Origin of the sequence: Streptomyces sp. CC208A, from assembly GCF_030010625.1 — a bacterium.
Lineage (GTDB): Bacteria > Actinomycetota > Actinomycetes > Streptomycetales > Streptomycetaceae > Streptomyces.
Map to the genome: position 1 here is coordinate 188,505 of NZ_JASCXN010000004.1, position 23,944 is coordinate 212,448.

General features: G+C 73.1%; 21 protein-coding genes. 9 read left to right on the forward strand and 12 right to left on the reverse strand.

The annotated features are described in order from the left end of the window. Positions 1 to 95 precede the first annotated feature (95 nt). Genes QK442_RS07015 through QK442_RS07035 form a run of 5 tightly spaced genes read right to left on the reverse strand, consistent with a single transcriptional unit; the run spans position 96 to position 5,040 of the window. Positions 96 to 500 carry a DUF6755 family protein gene (locus QK442_RS07015; RefSeq protein WP_282692963.1) on the reverse strand — a complete coding sequence of 135 codons (405 nt, stop codon included), beginning with the start codon at positions 498 to 500 and terminating at the stop codon, positions 96 to 98. Then, complete coding sequence (locus tag QK442_RS07020) at positions 497 to 1,144, reverse strand: Rieske (2Fe-2S) protein (protein ID WP_282692964.1); 648 nt, start codon at positions 1,142 to 1,144, stop codon at positions 497 to 499. The genes QK442_RS07015 and QK442_RS07020 overlap by 4 nt, the downstream gene beginning before the upstream one ends. Continuing rightward, on the reverse strand, positions 1,141 to 1,740 hold the full coding sequence (locus QK442_RS07025; protein WP_282692965.1) for a 4Fe-4S dicluster domain-containing protein: 600 nt from the start codon (positions 1,738 to 1,740) through the stop codon (positions 1,141 to 1,143). Before QK442_RS07025 ends, QK442_RS07020 begins: the two co-directional genes overlap by 4 nt. Before the next feature lie 6 nt (positions 1,741 to 1,746). After that, a complete protein-coding gene (locus QK442_RS07030) occupies positions 1,747 to 4,059 on the reverse strand; it encodes a molybdopterin oxidoreductase family protein (protein WP_282692966.1) in 2,313 nt (770 codons plus the stop codon). Further along, positions 4,060 to 5,040 (reverse strand): MFS transporter, encoded by a 981-nt coding sequence (locus tag QK442_RS07035; protein WP_282693122.1) that lies wholly within the window; start codon positions 5,038 to 5,040, stop codon positions 4,060 to 4,062. 933 nt (positions 5,041 to 5,973) lie between these two features. Here QK442_RS07035 and QK442_RS07045 point away from each other — a divergent pair. The 3 genes from QK442_RS07045 to QK442_RS07055 all read left to right on the forward strand — a co-directional run bounded on the left by QK442_RS07045 (position 5,974) and on the right by QK442_RS07055 (position 9,238). Further along, positions 5,974 to 7,152, forward strand: a complete 1,179-nt coding sequence (locus tag QK442_RS07045) for a low temperature requirement protein A (RefSeq protein WP_282693123.1) — start codon at positions 5,974 to 5,976, stop codon at positions 7,150 to 7,152. 48 nt (positions 7,153 to 7,200) lie between these two features. Next, complete coding sequence (locus QK442_RS07050; RefSeq protein WP_282692967.1) at positions 7,201 to 8,295, forward strand: P1 family peptidase; 1,095 nt, start codon at positions 7,201 to 7,203, stop codon at positions 8,293 to 8,295. A 166-nt stretch (positions 8,296 to 8,461) separates the two neighbouring features. Next, on the forward strand, positions 8,462 to 9,238 hold the full coding sequence (locus tag QK442_RS07055) for a DUF6227 family protein (RefSeq protein ID WP_282692968.1): 777 nt from the start codon (positions 8,462 to 8,464) through the stop codon (positions 9,236 to 9,238). A gap of 26 nt (positions 9,239 to 9,264) precedes the next feature. Here QK442_RS07055 and QK442_RS07060 read toward each other — a convergent pair whose 3' ends face one another. Next, complete coding sequence (locus QK442_RS07060; RefSeq protein ID WP_282692969.1) at positions 9,265 to 10,341, reverse strand: glycosyltransferase; 1,077 nt, start codon at positions 10,339 to 10,341, stop codon at positions 9,265 to 9,267. 332 nt (positions 10,342 to 10,673) lie between these two features. Between QK442_RS07060 and QK442_RS07065 the strand changes: the two genes are divergently transcribed. Together QK442_RS07065 and QK442_RS07070 are read left to right on the forward strand one after the other, a co-directional pair. Further along, entirely contained in the window at positions 10,674 to 11,390 is a 717-nt protein-coding gene (locus tag QK442_RS07065; protein ID WP_282692970.1) for a hypothetical protein, read from the forward strand. Between the two features lie 48 nt (positions 11,391 to 11,438). After that, a complete protein-coding gene (locus QK442_RS07070) occupies positions 11,439 to 11,732 on the forward strand; it encodes a hypothetical protein (RefSeq protein WP_282692971.1) in 294 nt (97 codons plus the stop codon). Between the two features lie 84 nt (positions 11,733 to 11,816). Here the strand turns inward: QK442_RS07070 and QK442_RS07075 are convergent, their stop codons facing one another. Continuing rightward, complete coding sequence (locus QK442_RS07075; RefSeq protein ID WP_282692972.1) at positions 11,817 to 13,358, reverse strand: MFS transporter; 1,542 nt, start codon at positions 13,356 to 13,358, stop codon at positions 11,817 to 11,819. A gap of 62 nt (positions 13,359 to 13,420) precedes the next feature. Here QK442_RS07075 and QK442_RS07080 point away from each other — a divergent pair, with 62 nt between their 5' ends. After that, positions 13,421 to 14,377, forward strand: coding sequence for a transcriptional regulator (locus tag QK442_RS07080; RefSeq protein ID WP_282692973.1), 957 nt, complete (start codon positions 13,421 to 13,423; stop codon positions 14,375 to 14,377). Positions 14,378 to 14,478: 101 nt separating this feature from the next. Here the strand turns inward: QK442_RS07080 and QK442_RS07085 are convergent, their stop codons facing one another. Further along, positions 14,479 to 15,513 carry a sigma-70 family RNA polymerase sigma factor gene (locus QK442_RS07085; protein ID WP_282692974.1) on the reverse strand — a complete coding sequence of 345 codons (1,035 nt, stop codon included), beginning with the start codon at positions 15,511 to 15,513 and terminating at the stop codon, positions 14,479 to 14,481. A gap of 365 nt (positions 15,514 to 15,878) precedes the next feature. Here QK442_RS07085 and QK442_RS07090 point away from each other — a divergent pair, with 365 nt between their 5' ends. Further along, complete coding sequence (locus QK442_RS07090) at positions 15,879 to 16,889, forward strand: questin oxidase family protein (RefSeq protein WP_282692975.1); 1,011 nt, start codon at positions 15,879 to 15,881, stop codon at positions 16,887 to 16,889. Between the two features lie 6 nt (positions 16,890 to 16,895). On the opposite strand, the gene QK442_RS07095 is transcribed toward QK442_RS07090, so the two are convergent. Then, positions 16,896 to 17,663: a class III extradiol ring-cleavage dioxygenase gene (locus tag QK442_RS07095; protein ID WP_282693124.1), complete on the reverse strand. Its 768-nt coding sequence runs from the start codon at positions 17,661 to 17,663 to the stop codon at positions 16,896 to 16,898. A gap of 134 nt (positions 17,664 to 17,797) precedes the next feature. Here QK442_RS07095 and QK442_RS07100 point away from each other — a divergent pair, with 134 nt between their 5' ends. After that, complete coding sequence (locus QK442_RS07100; RefSeq protein WP_282692976.1) at positions 17,798 to 18,304, forward strand: MarR family transcriptional regulator; 507 nt, start codon at positions 17,798 to 17,800, stop codon at positions 18,302 to 18,304. Between the two features lie 49 nt (positions 18,305 to 18,353). On the opposite strand, the gene QK442_RS07105 is transcribed toward QK442_RS07100, so the two are convergent. Beyond that, the gene (locus tag QK442_RS07105) at positions 18,354 to 19,904 is read right to left on the reverse strand and encodes an MFS transporter (RefSeq protein WP_282692977.1); all 1,551 of its coding nucleotides are present in this window, start codon (positions 19,902 to 19,904) and stop codon (positions 18,354 to 18,356) included. Between the two features lie 78 nt (positions 19,905 to 19,982). Then, a complete protein-coding gene (locus QK442_RS07110; protein WP_282693125.1) occupies positions 19,983 to 20,663 on the reverse strand; it encodes a TetR/AcrR family transcriptional regulator in 681 nt (226 codons plus the stop codon). A gap of 321 nt (positions 20,664 to 20,984) precedes the next feature. On the opposite strand from QK442_RS07110, the gene QK442_RS07115 reads away from it, so the two are divergent. Beyond that, positions 20,985 to 22,256, forward strand: a complete 1,272-nt coding sequence (locus QK442_RS07115; protein ID WP_282692978.1) for a M6 family metalloprotease domain-containing protein — start codon at positions 20,985 to 20,987, stop codon at positions 22,254 to 22,256. Here QK442_RS07115 and QK442_RS07120 read toward each other — a convergent pair. Further along, entirely contained in the window at positions 22,243 to 23,910 is a 1,668-nt protein-coding gene (locus tag QK442_RS07120; RefSeq protein WP_282693126.1) for a class I adenylate-forming enzyme family protein, read from the reverse strand. The genes QK442_RS07115 and QK442_RS07120 overlap by 14 nt on opposite strands. Positions 23,911 to 23,944: the final 34 nt, after the last annotated feature.

Consider the following 23,944-nt stretch of genomic DNA (forward strand, 5'->3'; position numbering starts at 1 on the left):
GGGTACGCCCGCTCTCCCGCCCCTGACCTGCCCGATCCGCCGTTTCCCGGCCGGCGGCCTCCCTCCCCACGGCCTTCCGATCCACGGCCTTCCGATCAGCGGTCCTTCGGGTCCAGCGCCCACAGGCCGAGGACCACCAGGAACGACAGGACGAGGAAGCCCGCGCCCCACCACGCGGTGCCGGTGTCGCCGGCCATCCACTCGTCCACCACGACGGTCAGCCCCCAGAGCTGGCCGATCACCACCGTGAGCGCCAGCACCAGTCGCGCCGACAGCTTCGAGGAGCGCTCCGGTTCCTGCTCCGTGCCCGCCCCGGGGCCCGGCCCGGTGTGCCGGATCCGGGGGTCGCCGTACCCGCTGGTGGGCCGGATCTGCGGATAGCGCTCTTGCACCGGGCGGTTCAGCCGCGGCTGGGCGCTGCCCGGGCGGTACGGGGGCGGCTCGGGCGCCGGCGGGCGCGGGGCCTCCGGGTCCCGGGGGAACGGGCTGTCGTCCGTCATGGACGTTCGCTCCTCTCGGCGGCGGCGCCGACAGCTCTTTCGGCCTGGGCGCGGCACAGGCGCAGGGCGTCGCCCTGCTGGCGGCACAGGCCCTCGCGGGCGGTCTCGCCGGAGCGGGCGGTGCCGATGGCCCAGACGCTGCCGTCGACCTGCTCGATCAGGACGACCTTGGGCAGGCCGCGCGGCGGCGGGCCGGCGGTGACCTCTCCCGTACGGGCGTCGAAGACCCCCTCGTGGCAGGGGCAGTACAGCTCGCCCTCGCTGCCCCGGTCCTTGCGCCAGAGGACGGCGCAGGCGAGGTGGGTGCAGACGGCGGAGTAACCGGCGAGGGTGCCGTCCTCCATGCGTACCGCGATGGCCCGGTCCTCGTCGCCGGGGTAGCGGAAGGCGAGGGACTCGCCGGGCAGGATCCGGTCGGCGATCCTCTTCGGTGCGGGTGCGCCGTCGGTGTCGCCGTGCCGGTGCAGGATCCCGGAGGCGACGGCGACGCCGCCGACGGCGAGGCCGCCGGAGACGGTGGCGACGATCCGCAGGTAGTCGCGGCGGGTGGTGAGGGAGTCGGCGGCGATCCGGTCGCGCAGCGCCTCCTGGGCGGCGTCGGCGCCGGCCTCCGGCGCGGGCGGCTGCGGGTCGGTGACGCTCATCGGACGTCGACTCCGTTGATCTCGACGACGGGCAGGCCGCCGGGGACGGGCCACTGGACCTTGTCGGCGGGGACGACCATCGCCACGCCGGTGTGGACGACGACGTCGCCGAAGGTGAAGGAGTCGGCGACCTGGACGCCGGGGCGCTCGGCGCGGAGTTCGTCGAGGGTGCCGTAGAAGAGGGCGCCGGTGGGGCAGACGGTGGCGCACATGGGGGCGAGACCGTAGGCGGTGCGGTCGTAACAGAGATTGCACTTCATCTGGAGCTTCGCCCGGAGGTCGATCTTCGGCACGCCGAAGGGGCAGGCGTTGACGCAGTTGGCGCAGCCGATGCAGCGGGTGGTGTCGGCCTGCTGCACCACGCCGTCGGCGGTCACGAGGATCGCGTCGGCGGGGCAGACCTCGGCGCAGGGGGCGACGGGGTCCTCGCAGTGCATGCAGACGGTGGGAAGGGAGGCGACGGAGTGACCTTCGTCGGGATAGTCGAGGTGGATCATCGACTTGCCGCGGTGCGAGTCGCATTCGCGGCAGGCGGAGACGCAGGCCTGGCAGCCGATGCAGCGGCCCGGGTCGATGAAGATCGTGCGGCCCATCATGGGCGGTCAGCTCCTCTCCGCGGTGCCCCGGCCCTGCGGAGCGGTGGGAGGCAGGGGGTCGGTGCGGGAGACCTGGGTCTCCGGGTAGGCGGTGCGGCCGGGGGCGGTCGGCGGCGCGGGGACGGCGTCGACGCGTTCGGCGGGTTCGACGCGGGCGGCGCAGACCTTGTACTCGGGGATCTTCGAGCGGGGGTCGAGGGCGTCGACGGTGAGGGTGTTCGCGGCGGTGGGGGCGGGCCAGTGGTAGGGGACGAAGACGGTGTCGGGGCGGATGGCCTCGGTGACGAGGGCGGGGAAGACCGCGCTGCCGCGGCGGGTGACGACGCGGACGGGGTCGCCGTTGCTGAAGCCGTGGGAGGGGTGGACCTCGACCCAGGGGCGGGGGGTCTGTTCGACGAGGGCTCCGAGCCGGCGGGTCTGGTTGCCGGAGAGGAAGTGGGCGACGGTGCGGCCGGTGGTGAGCGAGAGGGGGTACTCCTCGCTGTGGGGGTCCATCGGCGGGTGCCATTCGACGACCTGGAGGTGGATCTTTCCGTCGGGGTGGTAGGTGCGCCCGTCCTCGAAGAGGCGGGGGGTGCCGGGGTGGTCGGTGGTGGGGCAGGGCCAGGCGATGCCGCCGGTCTCCTCCAGGCGTTCGTAGGTGATGCCGTAGTAGTCGTTGACGGTGCCGACGGAGGCGATCCGCAGCTCCTCGAAGACGGACCGGGAGTCGGGGAAGGCGAACTTGTCGCCGGCGCCGAGCCTTTTGGCGAGCTCGCACAGGACCCAGGTGTCGGTGCGGACGCCGGCCGGGGGTTCCTGGGCCTTGTTGTGCTTGACGACGCGGGCCTCGGCGTTGGCCATGACGCCCTCGTCCTCGGCCCAGACGGTGACGGGGAGGACGACGTGGGCGTTGGCGGCGGTCTCGGAGAGGAAGAAGTCGAACTGGGCGTGGAACTGGAGGGTGTCGTAGCCCTCCTTGACCGTGGCGTAGTGCGGGAGGGAGACGAAGGGGTTGTTGCAGACGCCGATGAGGCCGCGGATCTCCTTGCGCTGCATCTGCCAGACCATCTCCATCATGGAGGTGCCGGCGGGCGGGAGTTCGGACTCCTCGATGCCCCAGATCTCGCAGATCTGGCGGCGGTGCTCGGGGTCGGAGATGGAGCGGCCGCCGGGGAGGAGGTCGGACTTCTGGCCGTGTTCGCGGCCGCCCTGGCCGTTGCCCTGGCCGGTGATGGTGCCGTAGCCGGCGCCGGGTCGGCCGATGTTCCCGGTGGCGACGCACAGGTTGATGATGCTGAGGCAGTTCTCGACGCCCTGGGAGTGGTGTTCGACGCCGCGGGCGTGCCAGGCCATGGCCCTGCCGGCGCCGGCGAACATGCGGGCGACCTGGACGATCTGTTCCTCGGGGACGCCGCAGAGCTGCGCGGAGCGGGCCGGCGGGTACTCGGCGACGGTGGCCCTGACCTCGTCCCAGCCGGTGGTGTGGGCGGCGAGGTACGCCTCGTCGGTGAGGCCCTCGGCGACGATCACGTGGAGGACGGCGTTGAAGAAGGCCGAGTCGGTGCCGGGCCTGAGGGCGACGTGGAGGTCGGCGGTGCGGGCGACGGCGGTCTGCCGGGGGTCGACCACGATGAGGGTGGCGCCGCGGTCGCGGGCCCCCCACAGGTACTGGGTCATCACCGGGAAGCATTCGCCGACGTTGGAGCCGGCGATGAGGAGGCAGTCGGTGAGGAGGATGTCGGAGAAGGGGTTGCCGGCCCGGTCGATGCCGAAGGCGAGCTTGTTGGCGCCGGCGGCGGAGACCATGCAGAGGCGGCCGTTGTAGTCGACGTGCCTGGTCCTGAGGGCGACCCGGGCGAACTTGCCGACGAGGTAGGTCTTCTCGGAGAAGAGGCTGGCGCCGCCGAGGAGCCCGAAGGCGTCGTGGCCGTACTCGTCCTGGATGCGGCGGATCTCGGCGGCGGTGTGGTCGAGCGCCTCCTCCCAGCCGACCTCGCGGAACGGTTCGTCGCGGCTCGGGCGCATGAGTGGGGAGGTGAGCCGGTCGGGGTGGTTGACCTGCTGGTAGGCGTTGACGCCCTTGGGGCAGAGCCGCATCCGGTTGATGTCGTGGTTGCGGGGTTCGACGCCGAAGACCTTGCCGGCGCGGTCGACGCGCAGGTACATGCCGCACTGCACGCCGCAGAAGCAGCAGTGGGTGGGGACGAGGGTCTCGCCGCTCTGGTCGGCGTGCCAGCGGTCGGCGGGGAGGCCGCCGGCGTCGCGGAAGGCACGGGCGCCGGGCGGGGCGACGGAGGGATCGAGCGGCAGCCTGCGGGAAGGGCCGGTGGCGGTCACTTACTTGAAGCCCTTCTTCACGTGGTCGAGGTAGGCGTTGCCGCGGAGGACGCGCTTGCAGCGGGGGCAGTACTCGGCCCATGCGTCGAAGTCGAGCCTGAGGTCCTTCATGGTGTCGCGCAGGTTCTCGACGTAGGGGGCGGTGTCGATGGGTTCGTGGCAGCGGCGGCAGGCCTTCAGCTCCTCGCCGTCCTCGCGGCGGGAGGTGTACTTGAAGAGCTGCATGCCGACGGCGGCGGGCCGCTGGACGATGTGGAAGAACTTCCCGAAGGGGATGTAGACGAGGGTGAAGACGACCGAGGCCATGTGGAGGACGGCCAGGAACGCGTAGCCGCCGCCGTGCAGGAAGACCGACGAGAAGGTGAGCAGCAGGCCGGTGACCGAGATGACGATCAGGGCGATCAGCGGGATCATGTCGTAGGCGAAGCGCTGGCCGGTGATGGCGCCGCGGTCCTTCATGCGCCGCCACAGGAAGTAGGCGGCTCCGGCGATGACAAGGACGGCGGCGAGGTCCAGGCCGTGGAACATGAGCCAGCCGGCGACGCCGAGCGAGTCGAAGCCGAGGATCTTGAAGCCCCAGATCCGCATCTCGTAGCCGGGTCCGTCGCCGGTGCCGGAGGTGAAGGTGAACCAGCCCCAGGTGAGGGGGAAGGTGATGAGCGCGGCGAGGACGCACCCCCAGAAGAGGAGCTGGTGAGCGGCCCAGCGGGCGTGCGAGCGGGCGCCGAGGAACTTCTGGAGGCCGAGGTAGGTGGCGATCATCCTCGGCACGGCGGTGGGGGCCCTGCGGAAGTTCGCGGCGGAGAAGAAGGAGCGCCACCCCTGCCGGAAGAGGCGCCGGGCGCCGGGGGCGGAGACCCAGACGGTGTAGCGGTAGGCGACGCCGAAGGCGAGGAAGACGGTGGCGACGGCATAGGGCAGCAGGGCCGAGTCGAAGTCGCGCAGCAGCCGGCTGCCGAAGACGATCGCGAGGATCAGCAGGACGGAGACGGTGGTGCCGGCGAGGACGGCACGGCGCCGGACGTCCGCGGGTGTCTGGGCCGTCGGCGCGTCCGCGGCCGGTGCGGGACCGTCCGGTACGGGGAGGGGTTCGGCGGTCTGCGGTGGCTCGGTCACGGGGCCCACGGTAGGACTTATGTACCCATTAGGCCCGTTTTGCCCCTTGGAGGGGTGAACGTGTCACAGGACGGTCCGGGATGCGGAACTGCGCACCGCCAGGTGTGCAGAAGCACGTGGAAGCCTGCACAAGTCCGTCTTTTCCGTTCGCCTCCGGGTTGGTTGCCGATGGTGCCGGTCAGGTCCGCGGTGTCGGTCTCCGGCGGGTTGGGCGGGAGTGATGGGCACGGCGGAGAGGGGGCGGTCGCGGCGGCTCGCGCCTCCGTTCGTCGCAGACGGTCCGTCCGGTGTCAGCATCCGGGACCGGCTCAAGGGTCTGACCGCCCGGGACGATGAGGTCCTGCAGGCCATGGGCGCGCACATGGGCGGCTGGCGTCCGGGGATCCGGCTCGCCGCGTGCGAGGCGGGCTGGAGCACTCCGCCGAGACATGGGCGGCACGGAAGCGGGAACCGACCGCCGTCCCGTCTTCCCGGTGGGCCTGCTCGGTCGCCGCGAACACGCATGATCAGTGGGCTCCGTCCCGCCGCGCCCGGCACGCGCGTCCGCGGTCCCTGGACGCCGGGATCCGCACGGTCCGGCACCGGCTGTCACTGCCGCTCGGCTCAGGCCTCCCCGCCGGCAAGCTCCGCGCACGCCTGCTGTCGATGTGCGCGAAGGCCGGTATCACGTGATCGCCGTCGGCCCCGCCCCCACCTGGAAGTGGGGCACCGAGCACCGGCGGAAGCCCCTGACGGTGTTCCGCGTGGCGTGCGGGGGCGGGAGCGGGGGCGGCGTGCTGTCCTGGCCCCATGAGCCCGATGAGACAGCCCTTCCTGCCGCTCACCGCGCGGTCCCGCGAGGAGTCGCACCGCTCGGCCACGCCGCTGGAACTCTTCTTCGACCTGTGTTTCGTCGTCGCCGTCGCCCAGGCGGGCGTGTCGCTCGTGCACGCGATCGCCGAGGGGCACGCCGGTGAGGGCGTCCTGAACTACGCGATGGTCTTCTTCGCGATCTGGTGGGCCTGGATGAACTTCTCCTGGTTCGCCTCTGCTTACGACAATGACGACGTTCTGTACCGGATCGTGACGCTCGTTCAGATCGCCGGGGTGCTGATCCTCGCCGCCGGAGTCTCGCGGGCCTTCGACGACCACGACTTCCTCGTCGTCTACCTGGGCTATGTGGTGATGCGGGTGGCGCTCGCCTCGCAGTGGCTGCGGGCCGCCCGTCACGCCTCGTCGCCGGAGGAGCGGACGATGTGCCGGCGGTACGCGGGCGGGGTCCTCGCGGCGCAGGTCGGCTGGCTGACGCTGCTGGTCGTGCCGGAGGGGGCCCTGCCGTGGGTGTTCCTGGTGATGGCGCTGGTGGAGCTGGCGGTGCCGGTGTACGCGGAGAAGGCCGCGCCGAGCACCTGGCATCCGCACCACATCGCGGAGCGGTACGGGCTTTTCACGATCATCGTGCTCGGCGAGTCGGTGGCGGCGGCGACGGTGGCCGTGAAGACGGGGGTGGTCGAGAACGACGCCCTGAACGAGCTGCTTCCGATCGCGGCGGGCGGGCTGCTGATCGTCTTCTCCGCCTGGTGGATCTACTTCGTCGTCCCGGCGCACGACCGGCTGACCGACAGCCGGCAGGGCTTCCTGTGGGGGTACGGCCATTACGTGATCTTCGCGTCGGCGGCGGCGATCGGCGCGGGCCTGGAGATCGCGGTCGAGCAGGCCGTCGGCGAGGCCCACATCAGCACGCTCGCCGCGTCGGCGGCGGTGACGGTCCCGACGGCGGTCTTCCTGCTGTCGGTGTGGCTGCTGCACGCCCGCCACTTCAAGGTCGGGCTCGCCCAGCAGGCGGTGCTGCCGGGGTCGGCGGCGGCGATCCTGCTGTGTTCCTTCGCGGGGAGCTGGGCGGTGCTCGCGGCCGGTCTGGTGGCGGCGGCCACGGTGGCGATCGGGGTGACGCTCACCGCGCGGAATCCGGCCACCAGGGCGCCCCGCCCCGCCTGAGGCGGGGAACTCCGTGAGGCAGGGGCCCTCTTGAGATAGGAAGGGGACATGACAGAGACCGCGTGGTTCTCCCCCGACGGCATCGCCGACGTGTCCGGGGTACGCGTCGGGCACGCGCGCGTGGCGGGGGTCCGGGCGCTGTCCGGGACCACCGTCGTCCTCGCCCCGGAGGGCGGGGCGGTGGCCGCCGTGGACGTACGCGGCGGGGGGCCGGGGACCCGGGAGACGGACGCCCTCGACCCGAGGAACGTGGTCCAGCGGATCGAGGCGGTCGTCCTGACCGGCGGCAGCGCCTACGGCCTGGAGGCCGCCGCCGGGGTGATGGCCTGGCTGGAGGAGCACCGTCGCGGGGTCAGGGTCGGTCCCGATCCGGCGCACGTGGTGCCGGTCGTGCCGGCCGCGTGCGTCTTCGACCTGGGCCGGGGCGGCGACTTCGCGGCCCGCCCGGACGCCGCCACCGGCCGGGCCGCGGTGGAGGCCGCGGCGGCGGGCGGGGACCACGCGCGCGTGGCGACGGGCGCGGTCGGCGCCGGCACCGGGGCGGTCGTCGGCGGGCTGCGCGGCGGCGTCGGCACGGCGAGCCTCCGTCTGGAGTCCGGGATCACGGTCGGCGCCCTGGTGGTGGCGAACGCGGTCGGTTCGGCGGTGCACCCCGGGACCGGGGCCCTGTACGGCAGCCTCTTCGAGGACGCCCCGCCGGAGCTTCCCCCGCGCGAGGTCCACGAGGCGGCGTCCCGGCGGCTCGCCGAGGCGCGGGCCGCCTCCGTCCGGCCGCCGCTGAACACCACGCTCGCGGTGGTGGCCACGGACGCGGCCCTGACCCGCGCCCAGGCGCAGAAGCTGGCGGGCACGGCGCACGACGGCATCGCCCGCGCGATCCGGCCGGTGCACCTGATGAACGACGGCGACACCGTCTTCGCGCTCGCGACCGGCGCCCGGGAACTGCCCGCCGAGGCGGGGCCGCTCGCCCTCAACGACCTGCTGGCCGCCGGCGCCGACCTGGTGACCCGCGCGATCGTCCGCGCGGTGCTCGCCGCCCCCGGGGGCCTGCGCGGCCCGGGCGGCGACTTCCCCTCGTACGGGGAGCTGTACGGCCCGCCCAAGGACCGGCAGCCCCGGGGCCGACAGCCCCGGAGCCGGTAGTCCAGGGCCGGTAGACCAGGGCCGGTAGTCCCGGCGACAGGGCGGGAGTTGGGCCGGGAACTTCCCCCGGGGGTCCCTCGTTCTCCGTAACCCGACCCCGTTGTCGGACCCAGGGACTACGTTAAGCAAGCACCAAGTGACATGCGGCGACGGCCTGGAGACCCTCTTGAACGATCCGCGGGATCACCACGATCCGTACGAGACGACCGAGGCGCACGTCGAGCGGCTGCTCGGCCGGGCGCTCAACTCCTTCGACCTGCCCGACGCGACGGTGGAGCGCCTGGAGTCGGCGCTGGCCCACTCCACCGCGCTGCACTCCGCGCACCACAGTTCCTCGCTGCGCCGCACCCTCTACCGCCACGCCTATCTGCTGTCCGACGGCAGCGCCCTCACTCTCTGGGAGCTCGTGCACAACGCGGGCCGGGACGGCGCCGAGCAGCACGAGCTGTACGCGGAGGAGGCGGAGGCCCGGCTCGCCGCCTCCCGGCTGTCGGCGGGCCCGCCGCCGGAGTGGACCGTGGAGCGCTCGGACGGAGGTCCGTCCGGGGAGGACGACGACCTGGCCGCGCTGGGCGCGCTGTTCGCCCGTCCGATACCGGCCCAGCCCCGGATGTACGTGCCGGACGACTCGGCGGACCACGCCCGCCGCGTCCTGCGCCGCGCGGAGAACGCGGACCGGCCCTCCGAGCGGACCGCCCGCCGGCTGCGGATCGCCTTCGGCCACCACATCACCCAGGTCTTCGGCCGCAACTGCCCCGTGGAGGGTGGCCGGGACGCCGGCTTCAGCCTCTACGAGCACCGGTTCCTGCTGCTCGACGGCTCCGAGCTGAGCCTGTGGGAGGTCGAGCACACGGCCACGCCGGACGGCCGGCACATGTGCGAGGTGTACGAGTCGGAGGCCGCGGCCCGCCGGGCGATGGAGGCCCGTTCCCGCGTCCGCTGAGCCCCCCGTAGGCCGGGCACGCCGGTTCAGACCTGGACCGGCACCCCCAGGGCCCGCACCGCGAACTCCCGGTTGGCAGCAGCCTGTTCGCGGTACCGGGCGGGCAGATCGGGCAGGTCGAGGAGCCGGTCGCAGGCGGCGAGCGAGGCCGCGTGGTCGCCGACCCAGTAGGCGGTGATCGAGTACTCGAAGAGCAGCCCCCAGCGGTAGACCCACGGCTGGAGGAAGAGCAGGTCGTCGGCGGGCGCGGGCCGGTCGAGGACGGCCGAGAGGAGGGCGTGGGCGGTGTGGTGGCGGCCGGCGATACGGAGCCGCGAGGCGAGTTCGTACACCGCCTCCAGCCGTTCGGGGCGGGTCTCCCAGGCGCGTACGAGGGCGTCCTGCCCGGTCGGCCAGTCGCCCGACTCGGCGGCGAGGACCCCGGCCTGGAGCAGGGCGTAGTACACCTCCTCGGCCCAGCCGCCCATGGCCGCGCGCCGCTCGTAGAGCGCGATCGCCTCCCCCGTTCGGCCCATGTCCCGCATGGTCTGGGCGAGGTAGAAGACCGTACGCGGGTTGCTCGGGTCGCGGACGAGTTCGGCTCCGAGCAGCCGGGCGTCCCGCTCGAACTTGTCGTGCCGTGAGCCGCCGTCGGCGTGGTCCTCGATGACCAGGGCGTCCAGGTTCCGCTGCTCGTGGTCGCGGTCCGCGGTCAGGTACTCGTGGGTGACGCCCTCGTACCGCCACGGCAGGGAGGCCCGGACCAGGCGCTTGATCCGGTACTCCAGCTCGCCCTCGTGGCGCAGCATGTACGCGTCGGCCGTCAGCTCCGGCAGCGGGCCGTCCTGGCGAAGGACGTGGTCGGCGTCGAGGAGCAGCAGGTAGCCGTCCCGGCCGTCCGCGCCGACGCGGGCCCGCGCGCGGGCGATGTTCAGGCTGCGGTTGTGCCCGAAGTCCACCCAGGGCTCCTCCACCAGCTCGCCGGGGATCCCGTCGAGGGCCTTCCTGATCAGGTCCTGGGTGCCGTCGGTGGAGCCGGTGTCGGAGATGACCCAGGTGTCCACGAGGTCACGGACGGAGGCGAGGCACCGCTCGATGACCGAGGACTCGTTCTTGACGATCATGCACAAGCAGAGGGACGGCCGCATGGCAACACCACTTCTCGCGGTTCGGTCGGGGGGCGACGGTAGGCACGGCCCGGTGGGGGCGCGGCGGCGGCACGCCGACAGGGCGGTTCACGTTCGCCGCCGCGTACGCATCCATTCGGCTGGCACCGCTACGCCATGGCGCTGAGAGTGCCCTGAACCCCGTCAAGACTTCGCGAACGCGATCCGATGACCTGATGGAAAGTTCATCCCACGATCCGGGTCCGGGCGGCGCGTCCGGCCCGGACCCGGATCTCCCCACGGTTTTCGCGCCGGTGCCGCTGGGTGCCGGCGAAGGAAGGAGCACCCTCATGCGTCCTGACCCCAGGACCCGGTCCCCGCTCGGACCGCTGCCCCGGCGGCGCGTCCTGCTCGGCGGCGGCACGCTGGCCTCGGTCGCGCTCGTCCTGACCGGTTTCGCGCCGGCCGCCTCCGCGTGGGGTGCCCCGCAGGCCCCGGCCTCGGAGACGGCGGTGTCCAACCCCCTGACGGGCTGCAAGCACCGGGCCCTTCCGGGCAGCCCGGACACCTCCGCCCTGGAGGAGTTCCTGGCGCAGGAGGGTGCCGCCGCGGCGGCCGGCGTCCCGAGCACGGAGGCGGGCGGCAGCACCGGCTGCAAGGGCCCGACGGGTCCCACGGGCCCGCCCGGACCGAAGGGCCCGAAGGGCGACAAGGGCCCGAAGGGCGACAAGGGTCCGAAGGGTGACAAGGGCGACAAGGGGCCGAAGGGCGACCGCGGACCCACGGGTCCCACCGGGCCCACCGGACCCACCGGACCTGCCGGGCCCGTCGGCCCGAAGGGTGACACCGGCCCCGCCGGGCCGAAGGGTGACACCGGGCCTGCCGGGCCGAAGGGTGACACCGGGCCTGCCGGGCCGAAGGGTGACACCGGGCCTGCCGGGCCGAAGGGTGACACCGGGCCTGCCGGGCCGAAGGGTGACACCGGGGCCACCGGCCCCGCCGGGCCCTGCGTGGACATCGACACCTACAGCCCGTCCAACAGCGAGGACTTCCAGGCCGCGCTCTAGGGCGGCAAGGCGTTCGTCGGGAAGGCGTCCACCCCCGGTGGGACGATCGTGTGGCAGGACCTCACCAACACGACGGCGACCATGACGGATCCGGCCAACCCGAACTATCCGGCCGATGCCTGCGGCATCTCCATCGAGGCCCAGGGCAACGACGCCTTCGTCAAGGTGATCACTCCGGCCGGGGCCGTCTGGCAGACCCACGGCGACATCATGGGCGGCACCTTCGTCTGGGACGAGCCCTGGGTGCAGCAGACCACCCCGACCCCGGTCATGCTCCGCTCCTCCGCCTACAAGGGCGAGTTCAAGGGCGACCTGAGCCTCCGCGGCACGGTCAACCGCTAGCGGAGACACCGAACCGTCCTGACACGCCGAAGGGCCTCGGTCTCCGGAGACCGAGGCCCTTCGCGCGGAGGTCGTGCGCGCCGCTCAGGAGGCGAGCGCCGGTTCCTTCTCCGCGGCGGCCGGGCCGGCGTCGGACGCGCCGGCCTCCAGGTGCTGCTTGGGCTTCGCCGGGAGGGCGAACATCACCAGGAAGATGCCGGCGAGGACGACCGCGGCCCAGCCGAGGGAGTTGCGGAAGGCGTCCGCGAAGGCCTCCGCGACGCCCGTCGGGGAGGTGGCCGCCGGGAGCCGGTCGTCGACGACGCCGAAGAAGACGACCGCCACCAGGCCGAGACCGATCGCGTTGCCCATCTGGCCGGTCATGTTGATCAGGCCGGAGGCCGAACCCGCGTGCTCCTTCGGGACCTCCGAGAGCACCGCGTCCGTCAGGGGCGCCACGATCAGCCCCATGCCGAGGCCCATCACCACAAGGGCCGGGATCATCTGCCAGGACGAGATCTCCGCCCCGTACCGCCCGGCGGCGAAGAAGTACAGCAGGATGCCCGCGACCATCGTCAGCGCGCCCGCCTGGAGCACCTTGCGGCCGAAGCGGGGCACGAGGAGCTGCACCGACAGGCCGGCGGCCATGGAGACCGCGATCGAGAACGGCACCCCGGTCAGGCCCGCCTTGAGGGCGCTCCAGCCGAGACCGATCTGCATGTAGAGCGTCCACACCAGGAAGAAGATGCCGAGGGCGATGCCGAAGGTCAGCTGTACGGCGATGCCGGCGGCGAAGGACTTCACCCGGAACAGGGACAGCTCGACGAGCGGGGAGCCGTCCTTCCGCGTCTTGTACCGCTCGTAGGCGACGAGGGCGGCGAAGACCAGCGGGCTGGCCGCCATCATCACGTGGCCCCACAGCGGCCAGTCCAGCTCGCGGCCCCGGGTCAGCGGGTAGATGAGCAGAAGCAGGGCGGTGGTGACGAGCAGGACGCCGACCAGGTCGAGGCGGAGTGCCTTCGGGGCCTTCGACTCGGTGATGTACATCCGGCCGAGGAGCAGCGCGGCGACGCCCACCGGCAGGTTGATGAGGAAGATGGGCCGCCACTCCAGGCCCGCGATGTTCCACTCGGTGAGCAGCGCGCCGAGCAGCGGTCCGGAGACCGCGCCGAGGCCGACGACCGCGCCGAACATGCCGAAGACCTTGCCGCGCTCGTGGGCGGGGAAGGTGACGTGGACGATCGACAGCACCTGCGGCACCATCATCGCGGCCGCCGCGCCCTGGAGGAGGCGGGAGGCGACCAGCATCTCCGAGTTGGCGGCGAGGCCGCACAGCGCGGAGGCGACGGTGAAGCCCGCGGTGCCGAGGAGGAAGAGCCGCTTGCGGCCGTAGATGTCGCCGAGGCGGCCGCCGGTGATGAGGCCGGCCGCGAAGGCGAGGGCGTATCCGGCGGTGATCCACTGGATGGCGCTGGTGGTGGCGCCCAGGTCGTGCTCGATGCTGGGGATCGCGATGTTGACGATGGTGGCGTCGACCAGGTCCATGAAGGCGGCCGTCATGACGATGGCCAGGGCTATCCAGCGTCGGCTGTCCCCGGGGGTGCTGCTGTCCGCCTCCGTGGCGGCGTCGGTCTCGTGTGCGCTCATGGGAGGACCATAGAAGTCGTACAGGACAGCATGCGTCCTAATGACGCAGCATCATGGGCGCCATGACGGACACCCCGGCACGACTCCTCAATCTGCTCTCGCTCCTCCAGACCCCGCGCGAGTGGCCCGGCAGCGAGCTCGCCGAGCGGCTCTCGGTCTCCGCGCGCACGATCCGCCGCGACATCGACCGGCTCCGGGACCTCGGCTATCCCGTCGAGGCGACCAGGGGCGCGGTGGGCGGCTACCGGCTCGTCGCCGGTACGGCGATGCCTCCGCTGCTCCTCGACGACGAGGAGGCCGTCGCCATCGCGGTGGGCCTGCGGGCCGGTGCCGGGCATGCCGTCGAGGGCGTCGACGAGGCCTCGGTACGGGCCCTGGCCAAGCTGGAGCAGGTGCTGCCGGCGCGGCTGCGGCAGCGGGTCTCCACGCTCCAGAACGCGACGCTCCCGCTGACCCGCGGCGACGGCGCCACGATCGCGCCCTCCACCCTGACGGCCCTGGCGGGCGCGGTGACCGGCCGGGAGAAGCTGCGGTTCAGCTACCGGGCGGGCGACGGGGCGGAGACGAAACGCCTTGTCGAGCCGTACCGGCTGGTGTCGACGGGCCGGCGCTGGTACCTCGTCGCGTACGACCTCGGGCGCGAGGACTGGCGGACCTTCCGGGTCGACCGGGTCACCGAGCCGTTCGCGACGGGGGCGCGGTTCGCTCCGCGGGAGCTGCCGGAGGGGGACGAGGCGGCGTATCTGGTGCGGTCGATGCAGCGGGCGCAGGGGGAGGTGGACCTCGACGTCTCGTTCGCGGCGCCGGTGGAGACGGTGGCGGCGCGCCTCCCCGCGCACCTCGTCGCCGTCGCGACCGGCCCGGACGCCTGCCGTCTGCGGGCCCGTGTCCCCGACTCCGTCGAGTGGCTGGCCCTCCGCCTGGCCCTCATGGACGTCCCCTTCACCGTCCACGCACCCACCCCTCTCCGCACCTACCTCCAGTCCCTCGCGACACGCCTGGCGGCAGCGGTCGGCTGACGTCCCGCCTCGGGCGCCGCGCCGCCGCCCCGCACGGGGGTGCGGCGGGGCGCGGCCCCGGCGGGTGCGGGCCGCCGCAGGGCCCTGGTTGCCGGCCGCTCCTAGGCCACCGCGTCGAAGCCCGTGTCCCGGGCCATCTTCTTCAGTTCCAGGAGCGCGTGCTTCTCGATCTGGCGGATGCGCTCGCGGGTCAGGCCGTGTTCCTTGCCGACCTCCGTGAGGGTTCGTTCGCGGCCGTCCTCGATGCCGTACCGCATGCGGATGATGGAGGCGGTGCGGTGGTCGAGCTTGTCGATGAGGTCGTCGAGCTCCTCGCTGCGGAGCAGCGTGAGGACGGACTGCTCCGGGGAGATCGCCGAGGTGTCCTCCAGGAGGTCGCCGAACTGGGTCTCGCCCTCGTCGTCGACGGACATGTTCAGCGAGACCGGGTCGCGCGCCCAGTCCAGGACGTCCGTGACCCGCTCCGCCGTGGAGCCCAGTTCCTCCGCGATCTCGGCGGGCTCCGGCTCGCGGCCGTGTTCGCGGTTGAACTCGCGCTGGACGCGGCGGATCCGGCCCAGTTCCTCCACGAGGTGGACGGGGAGGCGGATGGTGCGGGACTGGTCGGCGATGGACCGGGTGATGGCCTGGCGGATCCACCACGTGGCGTACGTGGAGAACTTGAAGCCCTTGGTGTAGTCGAACTTCTCGACCGCGCGCACCAGGCCCGCGTTCCCCTCCTGGATCAGGTCGAGGAGCGGCAGTCCGCTGCGCGGGTAGCGCCGGGCGACGGCCACGACGAGTCGCAGGTTGGACTTGATGAAGAGGTCCTTGGCACGCTCGCCCTCGGCGACCAGCGCTTCGAGCTCCTCGCGGGTCGCTCCGGCGGCGTCGCTCGACCCCGCCGCGGTAGCGGCTGATGTCACAGTGCCGTCGAGGATCTGCTGGGCGTAAACGCCGGCCTCGATCGTCTGGGAGAGCTCGACCTCCTTGGCGGCGTCGAGCAGGGGGGTGCGCGCGATCTCGTCGAGGTACATGCCGACCAGGTCGCGGTCGGCGATCTCCCCGCCCACGGCGCGAACGCTGCTTGCCCGGCCGTCCCCGCTCTTGGTGCTCCTGGCAGTGGACTGACTACGGGCGACGGCACGGGTTGCCATGCGTGCTCCCTTGCTGAGTAGGTCGCGACACCCTCGCGGGTGCCCTGCATCCGACGGAAACAACGACCGGAATCGGGACAGAATTCCCAGGAGGCTCAGGATTTTCGCGATCATGCAGTATCCTGCGCGGCCACCCGCCCCCTCCCGTGCTCCGCCGCCGGTGTGGATGCGCAGGTCAGGGCAGGTCGGGCCGCACTCCGGGCCTTCACCGACCGCACTGTCGGTGAGACGGTCGTCACACTCCCGGCCGTCTCCGTCCCTCTTTTCCTACGACGCCGGACCAGCGGCCCAGGGTTGCCTCGGTCCCGCGGTGTAGGTCCCGAGGCCGTTCCGGGACGGGCCCCGCTCGCCCTACCTTCACCGGCATGGACACCACCGGAATCCTCGACGAGGCCCTCGAACGGCTCCACTCCACCGGTCCCGAGCGGGACGGCTGGCTCACCAACCACGCCCCCATGGCCGTGGAGGCGCTGACCCGCCACGGCCACTCCGCGGCCGTGCACCGCTGGCTCGACGCCTACGCGCCGAAGCTGGAGGAGGCGCCCGCCCCGTACGCCCCGGTCACCGCGGAGAACTGGCGGGAGGCGCTGGGCGACCCGGCCCGGATCACCGACTGGGCCCGCTTCTTCGCCCGCGAGGTGGACGACAGGGCGTGGCGGGAGGTGCTGGCCGAGTGGTGGCCGCGACTGCTGCCGGGGATCGCGGGCGGGGCGACGCATCCGGTGATCCGTACCGGGCACGCCGTACGGACGCTGCTCGCGCCCGGCGGGGAGACGGCGCCGCGGCGGGCCGAGCTGGCGCACGCGCTGGGCTACTGGGCGGCCCGCCACCAGCCGCTGCCGCCGCTCGCCCCGCCGGCCGCCGCGCCGGACGCGGCCGCCGCGCTCGCCGCCGTACCGCCGGTGCCGGAGCAGGAGGGCGGGATCCGGGCGCGGCTCGCCCAGCTGACGGCCCTGCCCGTGTGGGGCGCGGAGACCGAGCCGGAGGCGGTACGGGAGCGGCTGGCGGAGCTGGTGACGGCGGCCGTGCACCGGTACGCCACGCACGGGCACGGGGAGCCGATCATGCTGGTGCACGCGGCGACCGCGCCCAACGCCGTCCTGCGGGCCCTGCCCGCGCTGCCCCGCTCCCTCTGGGCGCCGAGCCTGGCCGCCGCCTGGTCGGCCTCGGCGGCGGTGACGGCCGCGTACACGCCGCGGGAGGCCGTCCCGTACGCGGCGGACGACTCCCTCACCGCCGAGGAGGTCTTCGCCCGGGCGGCGGCGCACGGCGACGACCACACGATCAAGTTCGCCGACACCGCCCTCGATGTCGGCGGGCCGCTCGCGCTGGCCGCCGCCGTCCGCTCCGTCGAGCTGAATCCGCCGGTCTTCTGAGGGTGCTCAGCCGAACTGGACCGAGCGCTTCGCCAGGCCCATCCAGAAGCCGTCGATGACCGAGCGTCCGGCGTCGAGGTCACCGGCCGCGTCGGCCGCGCCGAGGGTGACGAAGAGCGGGGCGAAGTGTTCCGTACGGGGGTGGGCGAGGCGGCCGGCCGGGGACTTGTGCTCGAAGTCGAGCAGGGCGTCGACGTCACGGGCGGCCAGGGCCTCGTCCCCCCAGGCGTCGAACTCGGCGGACCAGCCGGGCACTCCGCCGCCGGTGTGGCGGAGGGCGGCGAGGTTGTGGGTGAAGAAGCCGCTGCCGACGATCAGCACGCCCTCGTCGCGCAGCGGGGCGAGCCTGCGCCCGAGCTCCATCAGGCGGCGCGGGTCGAGGGTGGGGAGGGAGATCTGGAGGACGGGGACGTCGGCGTCGGGGTACATCTCGACGAGCGGCACGTACGCGCCGTGGTCCAGGCCCCGGTCGGGGATGTCCTGGACGGGGGTGCCGGGCGCGCGGAGCAGCTTGCGGACGGCCTCGGCGAGCGCGGGGGCACCGGGGGCGGCGTACCGGACCCGGTAGTAGTGCTCGGGGAAGCCCCAGAAGTCGTGGACAAGAGGGACGGTCTCGGTGGCGCCGAGGGCGAGCGGGGCCTCCTCCCAGTGCGCGGAGACCATGAGGACGGCCCGGGGGCGGGGCAGGCCGGCGGACCAGGCGGCGAGCTCGCCGGGCCAGACGGGGTCGTCGGCGAGCGGGGGCGCGCCGTGGGAGAGGTAGAGCGCGGGCATCCGCGCGTCGAGGGCTGCGTCCATGGCGGCGGCCTCCGTTCGTCGGGTCGTCACGTCACCAATATCTTGAAAGTTCAAGCATTGCGAATGCAGCATAAACGTACATAGTTCAACTTTCAAGGACGGGTCGTACGATGGGCGTCATGGGAGACAGGACCGAACCGCGCTGGCTCAGCGACGGCGAGCAGCGCGTCTGGCGCGCGTACCTCCACGCCACCACCCTCCTGGAGGACCATCTCGACCGCCAGTTGCAGCGCGACGCGGGCATGCCGCACGTCTACTACGGCCTCCTCGTCCAGCTCTCCCAGGCTCCCCGCCGCCGCCTCCGCATGACCGAGCTCGCGAAGAGCGCCAAGATCACCCGCTCCCGGCTCTCGCGCGCCGTCGCCCGCCTGGAGAAGAACGGCTGGGTACGCCGGGAGGAATGCCCCTCCGACAAGCGCGGCCAGTTCGCCCAGCTCACGGACGAGGGCATGGAGGTGCTGCGGCGCACCGCGCCCGGCCATGTGGCGGCCGTCCGCCAGGCGATGTTCGACCGGCTCAGCCCCGAGCAGGTGGAACAGCTCGGCACGATCATGCGGGCGATGGCCGAGGGCCTGGAGCCGACGGGCCCGGACGCGGACCTGCCCTGGCTCCGCTGAGCGAGACGCCGAGCGGTACCAGGGCAGGCATTTCCCACAGAGAGCGAGGTCAGTGCGCGATGACCGGCACCTTCACCTCGTCGCCCTCGGCCCCCGCGCCGGAGCCCGAGGCCGCGGCGGCGCCCGTGTCCGGCTTCCCGGTGGTGATCAGCGTGACCGCGATCGTCGCGGAGACGACCAGGATGCCGACCGCCCACCAGATGGCGGCGGTGTAGCCCTCGACCATGCTCTGGAGCTGGAGCAGCCGCTGAGCCGCCGGGGTGGTGGCGCCGACCACGTGGTCGGTGAAGTACGCGGTCGTCGCCGAGGCGGCGATCGTGTTCAGCAGGGCCGTACCGATGGCGCCGCCGACCTGCTGCGAGGTGTTCACCATCGCGGAGGCCACACCGGCGTCCTTCGGGTCCACGCCGTGCGTGGCGAGCGACATGGCCGGCATGAAGGCGGTGCCCATGCCGAGGCCGAGCAGCAGCTGCGCGGGCAGGATCAGCGCCGCGTACGAGGTGCCGACCTCCAGCTGCGTCAGGAGCAGCATGCCGGCCGCGGCGGTCAGGAAGCCGGGGCCCATGAGCAGCCGCGGCGGGACCCGGGTCATCAGCCGCGTACCGATCTGGGTCGAACCGATGATCATGCCCGCGATCATCGGCAGGAACGCGAAGCCCGTCAGGACCGGCGAGTACCCCTTCACGACCTGGAGGTAGTACGTCAGGAAGAGGAAGAGGCCGAACATCGCGATGACGGCGAGGCCGAGGGAGAGGTAGACGCCGCCGCGGTTGCGCTCGGTGAGGACGCGCAGCGGGAGCAGCGGGGCCTTGACCCGGCCCTCGACGAGCACGAAGGCGCCGAGCAGCACCACCGAGCTCACGAACATGGCGACGGTGACGGTGTCGCTCCAGCCCTCGGACTCGGCGCGGGTGAAGCCGTAGACGAGCGCGACCAGACCCAGGGTGGAGAGGATGACGCCGGGGACGTCGAGCGCGGAGCGGCTCCGGGCGTCGGCCGGCTCGCGGATCACCAGGTAGGCGCCGACGGCGGCGACGATCGCGAACGGGATGTTGACGTAGAAGGTCCAGCGCCAGTTCAGGTACTCGGTGAGGAAGCCGCCGAGGATCAGGCCGACGGCGCCGCCGCCACCGGCGATCGCGCCGTAGATGCCGAAGGCCTTGGCGCGCTCCTTGGCCTCGGTGAAGGTGACCGCGAGCAGCGAGAGCGCGGCGGGCGCGAGCAGCGCGCCGAAGGCGCCCTGGAGCGCGCGGGCCCCGAGCATCATCGCCTCGCCGGTCGCGGCCCCGCCGAGGGCGGAGGCGACGGCGAAGCCGATCAGGCCGACGACGAAGGTGCGCTTGCGGCCCCACAGGTCGGCGATGCGGCCACCGAAGAGCAGCAGACCGCCGAAGGCGAGGGCGTAGGCCGTGATGACCCACTGCCGGTTGCCGTCCGATATGCCGAGGTCCTGCTGGGCGGAGGGGAGGGCGATGTTCACGATGGTCGCGTCGAGCACGACCATCAGCTGGGCGAGGGCGATGAAGACGAGGGCTTTCCAGCGGCCGGGGTCGGGCTGGGGAGCGGTCGCCGACCGGGCGGTCTTGGCGGTTTCAGGCATGGGGGCAGCCACCTCTTGGCTCGGAAGGGGAGGAAAAGGGCGTAAGTCTTCAGGGGGTGGAGGGCGCGTCCTCGCGCGTCAGGCGTCGCGTCGCAGGTCCTCCAGGGTCACGGCCGAGCCCGGCAGCACGGAGCGGGCGGGCGCCTCCAGGCCGTCGAGGAAGAGCTGGAGATGGCGGCGGACGAAGGGGGCGAACTCCTCGCAGCCGGTGCCGGGGAGCGGCCGGGTCAGCTGGGAGACGCCGACCAGCAGGTCGCCCGCGCCGACGTCGGGGCGGAGCCGGCCCGCCGCGTGCGCCCGTCCGATCAGGTCCTCGACGGCCCGTTCGAGCCGGCTGCGCCCCACGACGAGATCGGGATGGTCGTGGTCGAAGTCGGCGTCGAGCATCGGGCAGAGCGCGCCCACCCGCTCGTCGGCGGCGCCGTGGACGAAGTCCCGTACGGCGTCGAAGGCGTCGGACTCACCGGCGGCGACCGCCTCGGCGGCCCGCTCGGCGAGCCCGGCGACCCGGGCGGTCAGCGAGAGGACGACCTCGCGGACGAGGTCGGCGCGCTCGGGGAAGTTCCGGTAGAGGGTGGCGCTGCCGACGCCGGCCCGGCGGGCGACCTCGTCGTACGGCACGGAGCAGCCGGACTCCACGAAGATCTCGCGGGCCGCCGTCACCAGCCGCTCGCGGTTGCGCAGGGCGTCGGCGCGGGGGCGCGGCACGCGCCGGGCGGGGCCCCGCGAGCCCTCCACGCCGGGTCCGTCGGTACGGATCACGCCACGACCTCCTCGGTCCACCAGGTCCTGCGGCTCCGGCCTCTCAGCCGTTCGGAGCCATCCGGGGAAAGAATCCCCACTTCATCGAACTCTCCCCTAAACGGGGAGGGAATCCCCGGTTATTTCCCCACCCTCTGTGACGCGCATCACGTCGCCATCACATCGCCATCGCGTCGCCCTCACGCCGCCGTCCCGTCGCCGGAGGCCCCCGCCCGGTCCACCGATCGGTCCACCCGACGCGCGCCCCCGCGCCCCTCCGCACAGGCTGATCGCACGGCATCACGCCGCTGACCTGGCCCCGACCGGAGAGGCGACCGCATGCAGCACACCCGTCGGCGGATACGCAGACCGGTCGCCCTCGCGGCGACCGCGGCCCTCCTGCTCACCGTGCTCGCCTCCGCGAGCACCACGCTCCCCGGCCCCGCCCCGGCCTCGGCGGGCCCGGTGGCCGCCCCGCCGGACACCACCCGGCTCGGGCCGTGCCGCATCGCCACCACGATGGGCGTGCAGATGTCGGAAGGGCTGCCGACCGCCCCCGGGTACGCCCGCTCCACCGGCGAGGTCCGTGCCCTGACCCTGATGGTCGACTTCTCCGACGCGCCCGGCGAGGGCACGGCGATGAGCCGCTTCCGGGAGTTCTTCCCGCAGACCGCCGACTGGTTCCGCGTCAGCTCCTACGGCCGGCTCCAGTACCGGGCCGAGGCCCCGATACCCGACTGGCTGCGGATGCCGCGGCCGTTCTCCTCGTACGGGATCGAGCGCGGCGCCCCGTACGAGCCGGGCTACCGCTCCTTCGTCGAGGACATCGTGAAGGCGGCCGACCCGAAGGTCGACTTCAGCGCCTACGACCTGGTCAACGTCCTGGTCACGCCGAACGCCGGGCCCTCCGCCCTCGACACCGTCCTGTCCGTGACCTTCTCCGGCAACGACGACGCGCCCTACGCCGACGGCGTCCCGCTCGCCAACACGTCCTTCGTCTACAGCCGCCAGGACGACGGCTCCGGCAGCTTCGCCCAGACCGGCTACCGCGTCCTGCCGCACGAGAACGGGCACGTCTTCGGCCTGCCCGACCTCTACACCGCCGACGGCGGCGGCACGGTCGGGCACTGGGACATCATGTCCGAGGACTGGGGGGCCAACAACGACCTGCTCGGCTGGCACAAGTGGAAGCTCGGCTGGCTCGACAACGACCAGGTCCGCTGCGCCTCCGCCGCCGGCACCAGCGAGCACCTGCTCACCCCGCTGGCCCTCGCCGGCGGCCCCAAGCTGGTCTTCGTCCCCCTCAGCGAGACCTCCGGGTACGCCGTCGAGGTCCGCACCCGCGAGGGCAACGACGAGGCCGTCTGCGAACCGGGCGTCCTCGTCTACCGCGTCGAGTCCGACGTGGACACCGGCCACGGCCCGGTGACGGTCGCCGACAGCGACCGCGCCAGCGGCGGCTGCACCCGCCGCCCCAACGTCCACGCGGAACTCTCCGACGCCCCCTTCGGACCCGGCGAGACCTTCACCGACCGCACCCACGGCATACGGATCGGGGTCGTGGAGGAGGACCCTGCGGGCGGCTTCCGCGTCCGCGTCAGCCGCGACTGACGGCCTTCCCGATCCCCTTCCCGACCCCCTCCCCGGCCGCCTCCCCGATCGCCTCCAGGAGCTGCTCCCGCAACGGTCCCTTCACCAGCTTCCCCGCCTGGTTCCGCGGCAGCTCCCCCTCCCGTACGAGGACGTGGGCGGGCACCTTGAAGGCGGCGAGGCGCGCGGCGACGTGCGCCCGCAGCTCCCCGGCTCCGGCCGCCGCGCCGGGCCGGAGCCGTACGACGGCGCCGACCTCCTCGCCCAGGAGCGGGTGCTCCACGCCGACCACGGCCGCGTCGAGCACGTCCGGATGCGCCTGGAGCACCCCCTCGACCTCGACGCAGTACACGTTCTCGCCGCCCCGGATCACCATGTCGGTGAGCCGGTCGACGATGGTGACCCGCCCCTCGGCGTCCACCCGCGCGAGGTCGCCGGTGCGGAACCAGCCGCCGGGCGCGAAGGCCGCCCGGGTGGCGGCCTCGTCCCGCCAGTACCCGCGGAACAGGGACTGCCCCCGCAGCCACAGCTCCCCCACCCCGTCGGGGCCCGGCGCCTCGATCCGCACCTCGGTGGCGGGCGAGGGCCGCCCGACGCTCCCCGGGTGGGCGCGGTACTCGGCGCCGACGTTGGCGAGGACGCCGCCGCAGGTCTCGGTGAGCCCGTACCCGTTCCGCGGCTGGATCCGCTCCCCGTACCCCTCGGTCAGGCCGGTCACGACGCCGGGCAGCGCGGCGGCCCCGCCGGTGGAGAGCAGGACGAGGCTCTCCAGCGGATCACCGGTCTCCCGGGCCAGGGCGAGCAGCTGGAGCGCGGTGGTGGGCACCCCTGCGTAGTGGGTCACCCGGTGCTCACGGATCAGCTCCAGGGCGCGGGCCGGGTCCCACTTCCGCATCATGACGAGCGTCCCGCCGCTCGCCATCACCGCGTAGAGGGAGGTGAAGGCGGCGACGTGGAAGAACGGGAACGTCGTCAGCGACACGATCGCCGCCCCGCCCCCCGGCCGCTCCCCGCGCGCGAGCGCCGCCCGGGCGGCGAAGTACCGCGGATGCACGGCGGCCCCCGCCTGCGCGAGCTGCGTGGCCACGGCCCCCTTGGGTCGCCCGGTGGTCCCCGAGGTGTAGAAGATCGTCGCGTCCTGCTCGGGCAGCACGTCGACGTCGGGCGGCCCGAGCAGGGGATCGTCGTCGACCTCGTACGCCGTGAACCCCGGCTCCGCCTCCCCGGCCTCCCCCCGGAACACGATCCCCGGCACCCCGGCCGCGCGCGCCCACTCCCGCACCCGGGGAACCCTCTCCCCGTCGACGAGCAGCAGCCGGGGAGAGCAGTCGCCGAGCGCGTACGCGAACTCCTCCTCCCCCCACCAGGCGTTCAGCGGCACGGCGACGAGCCCGGCGAGCTGCACCCCCCAGAAGGCCACCTGCCACTCGGGCAGGTTCCGCATGGCGACCACGACCCGGTCCCCGCGCCGGAGCCCGTACTCCCCCACCAGCCGCCGGGCCAGCCCGCAGGCGGCGTCGAAGAACTCCCGGTAGGTGAGGCTCCCGCCCTCGGAGACGAGGAAGACCCGGTCCCCATAGCCCCAGACGGCCTCGACGAACTCCCGCAGCGTCCGCACCCCGCCGACGTACACGCCGTCCCGCACCTCGAAGGGCGCGCCGGCCCCCGTCAGCACGCCGTCATCCGCGCTCAGCCCCACCACGATCCTC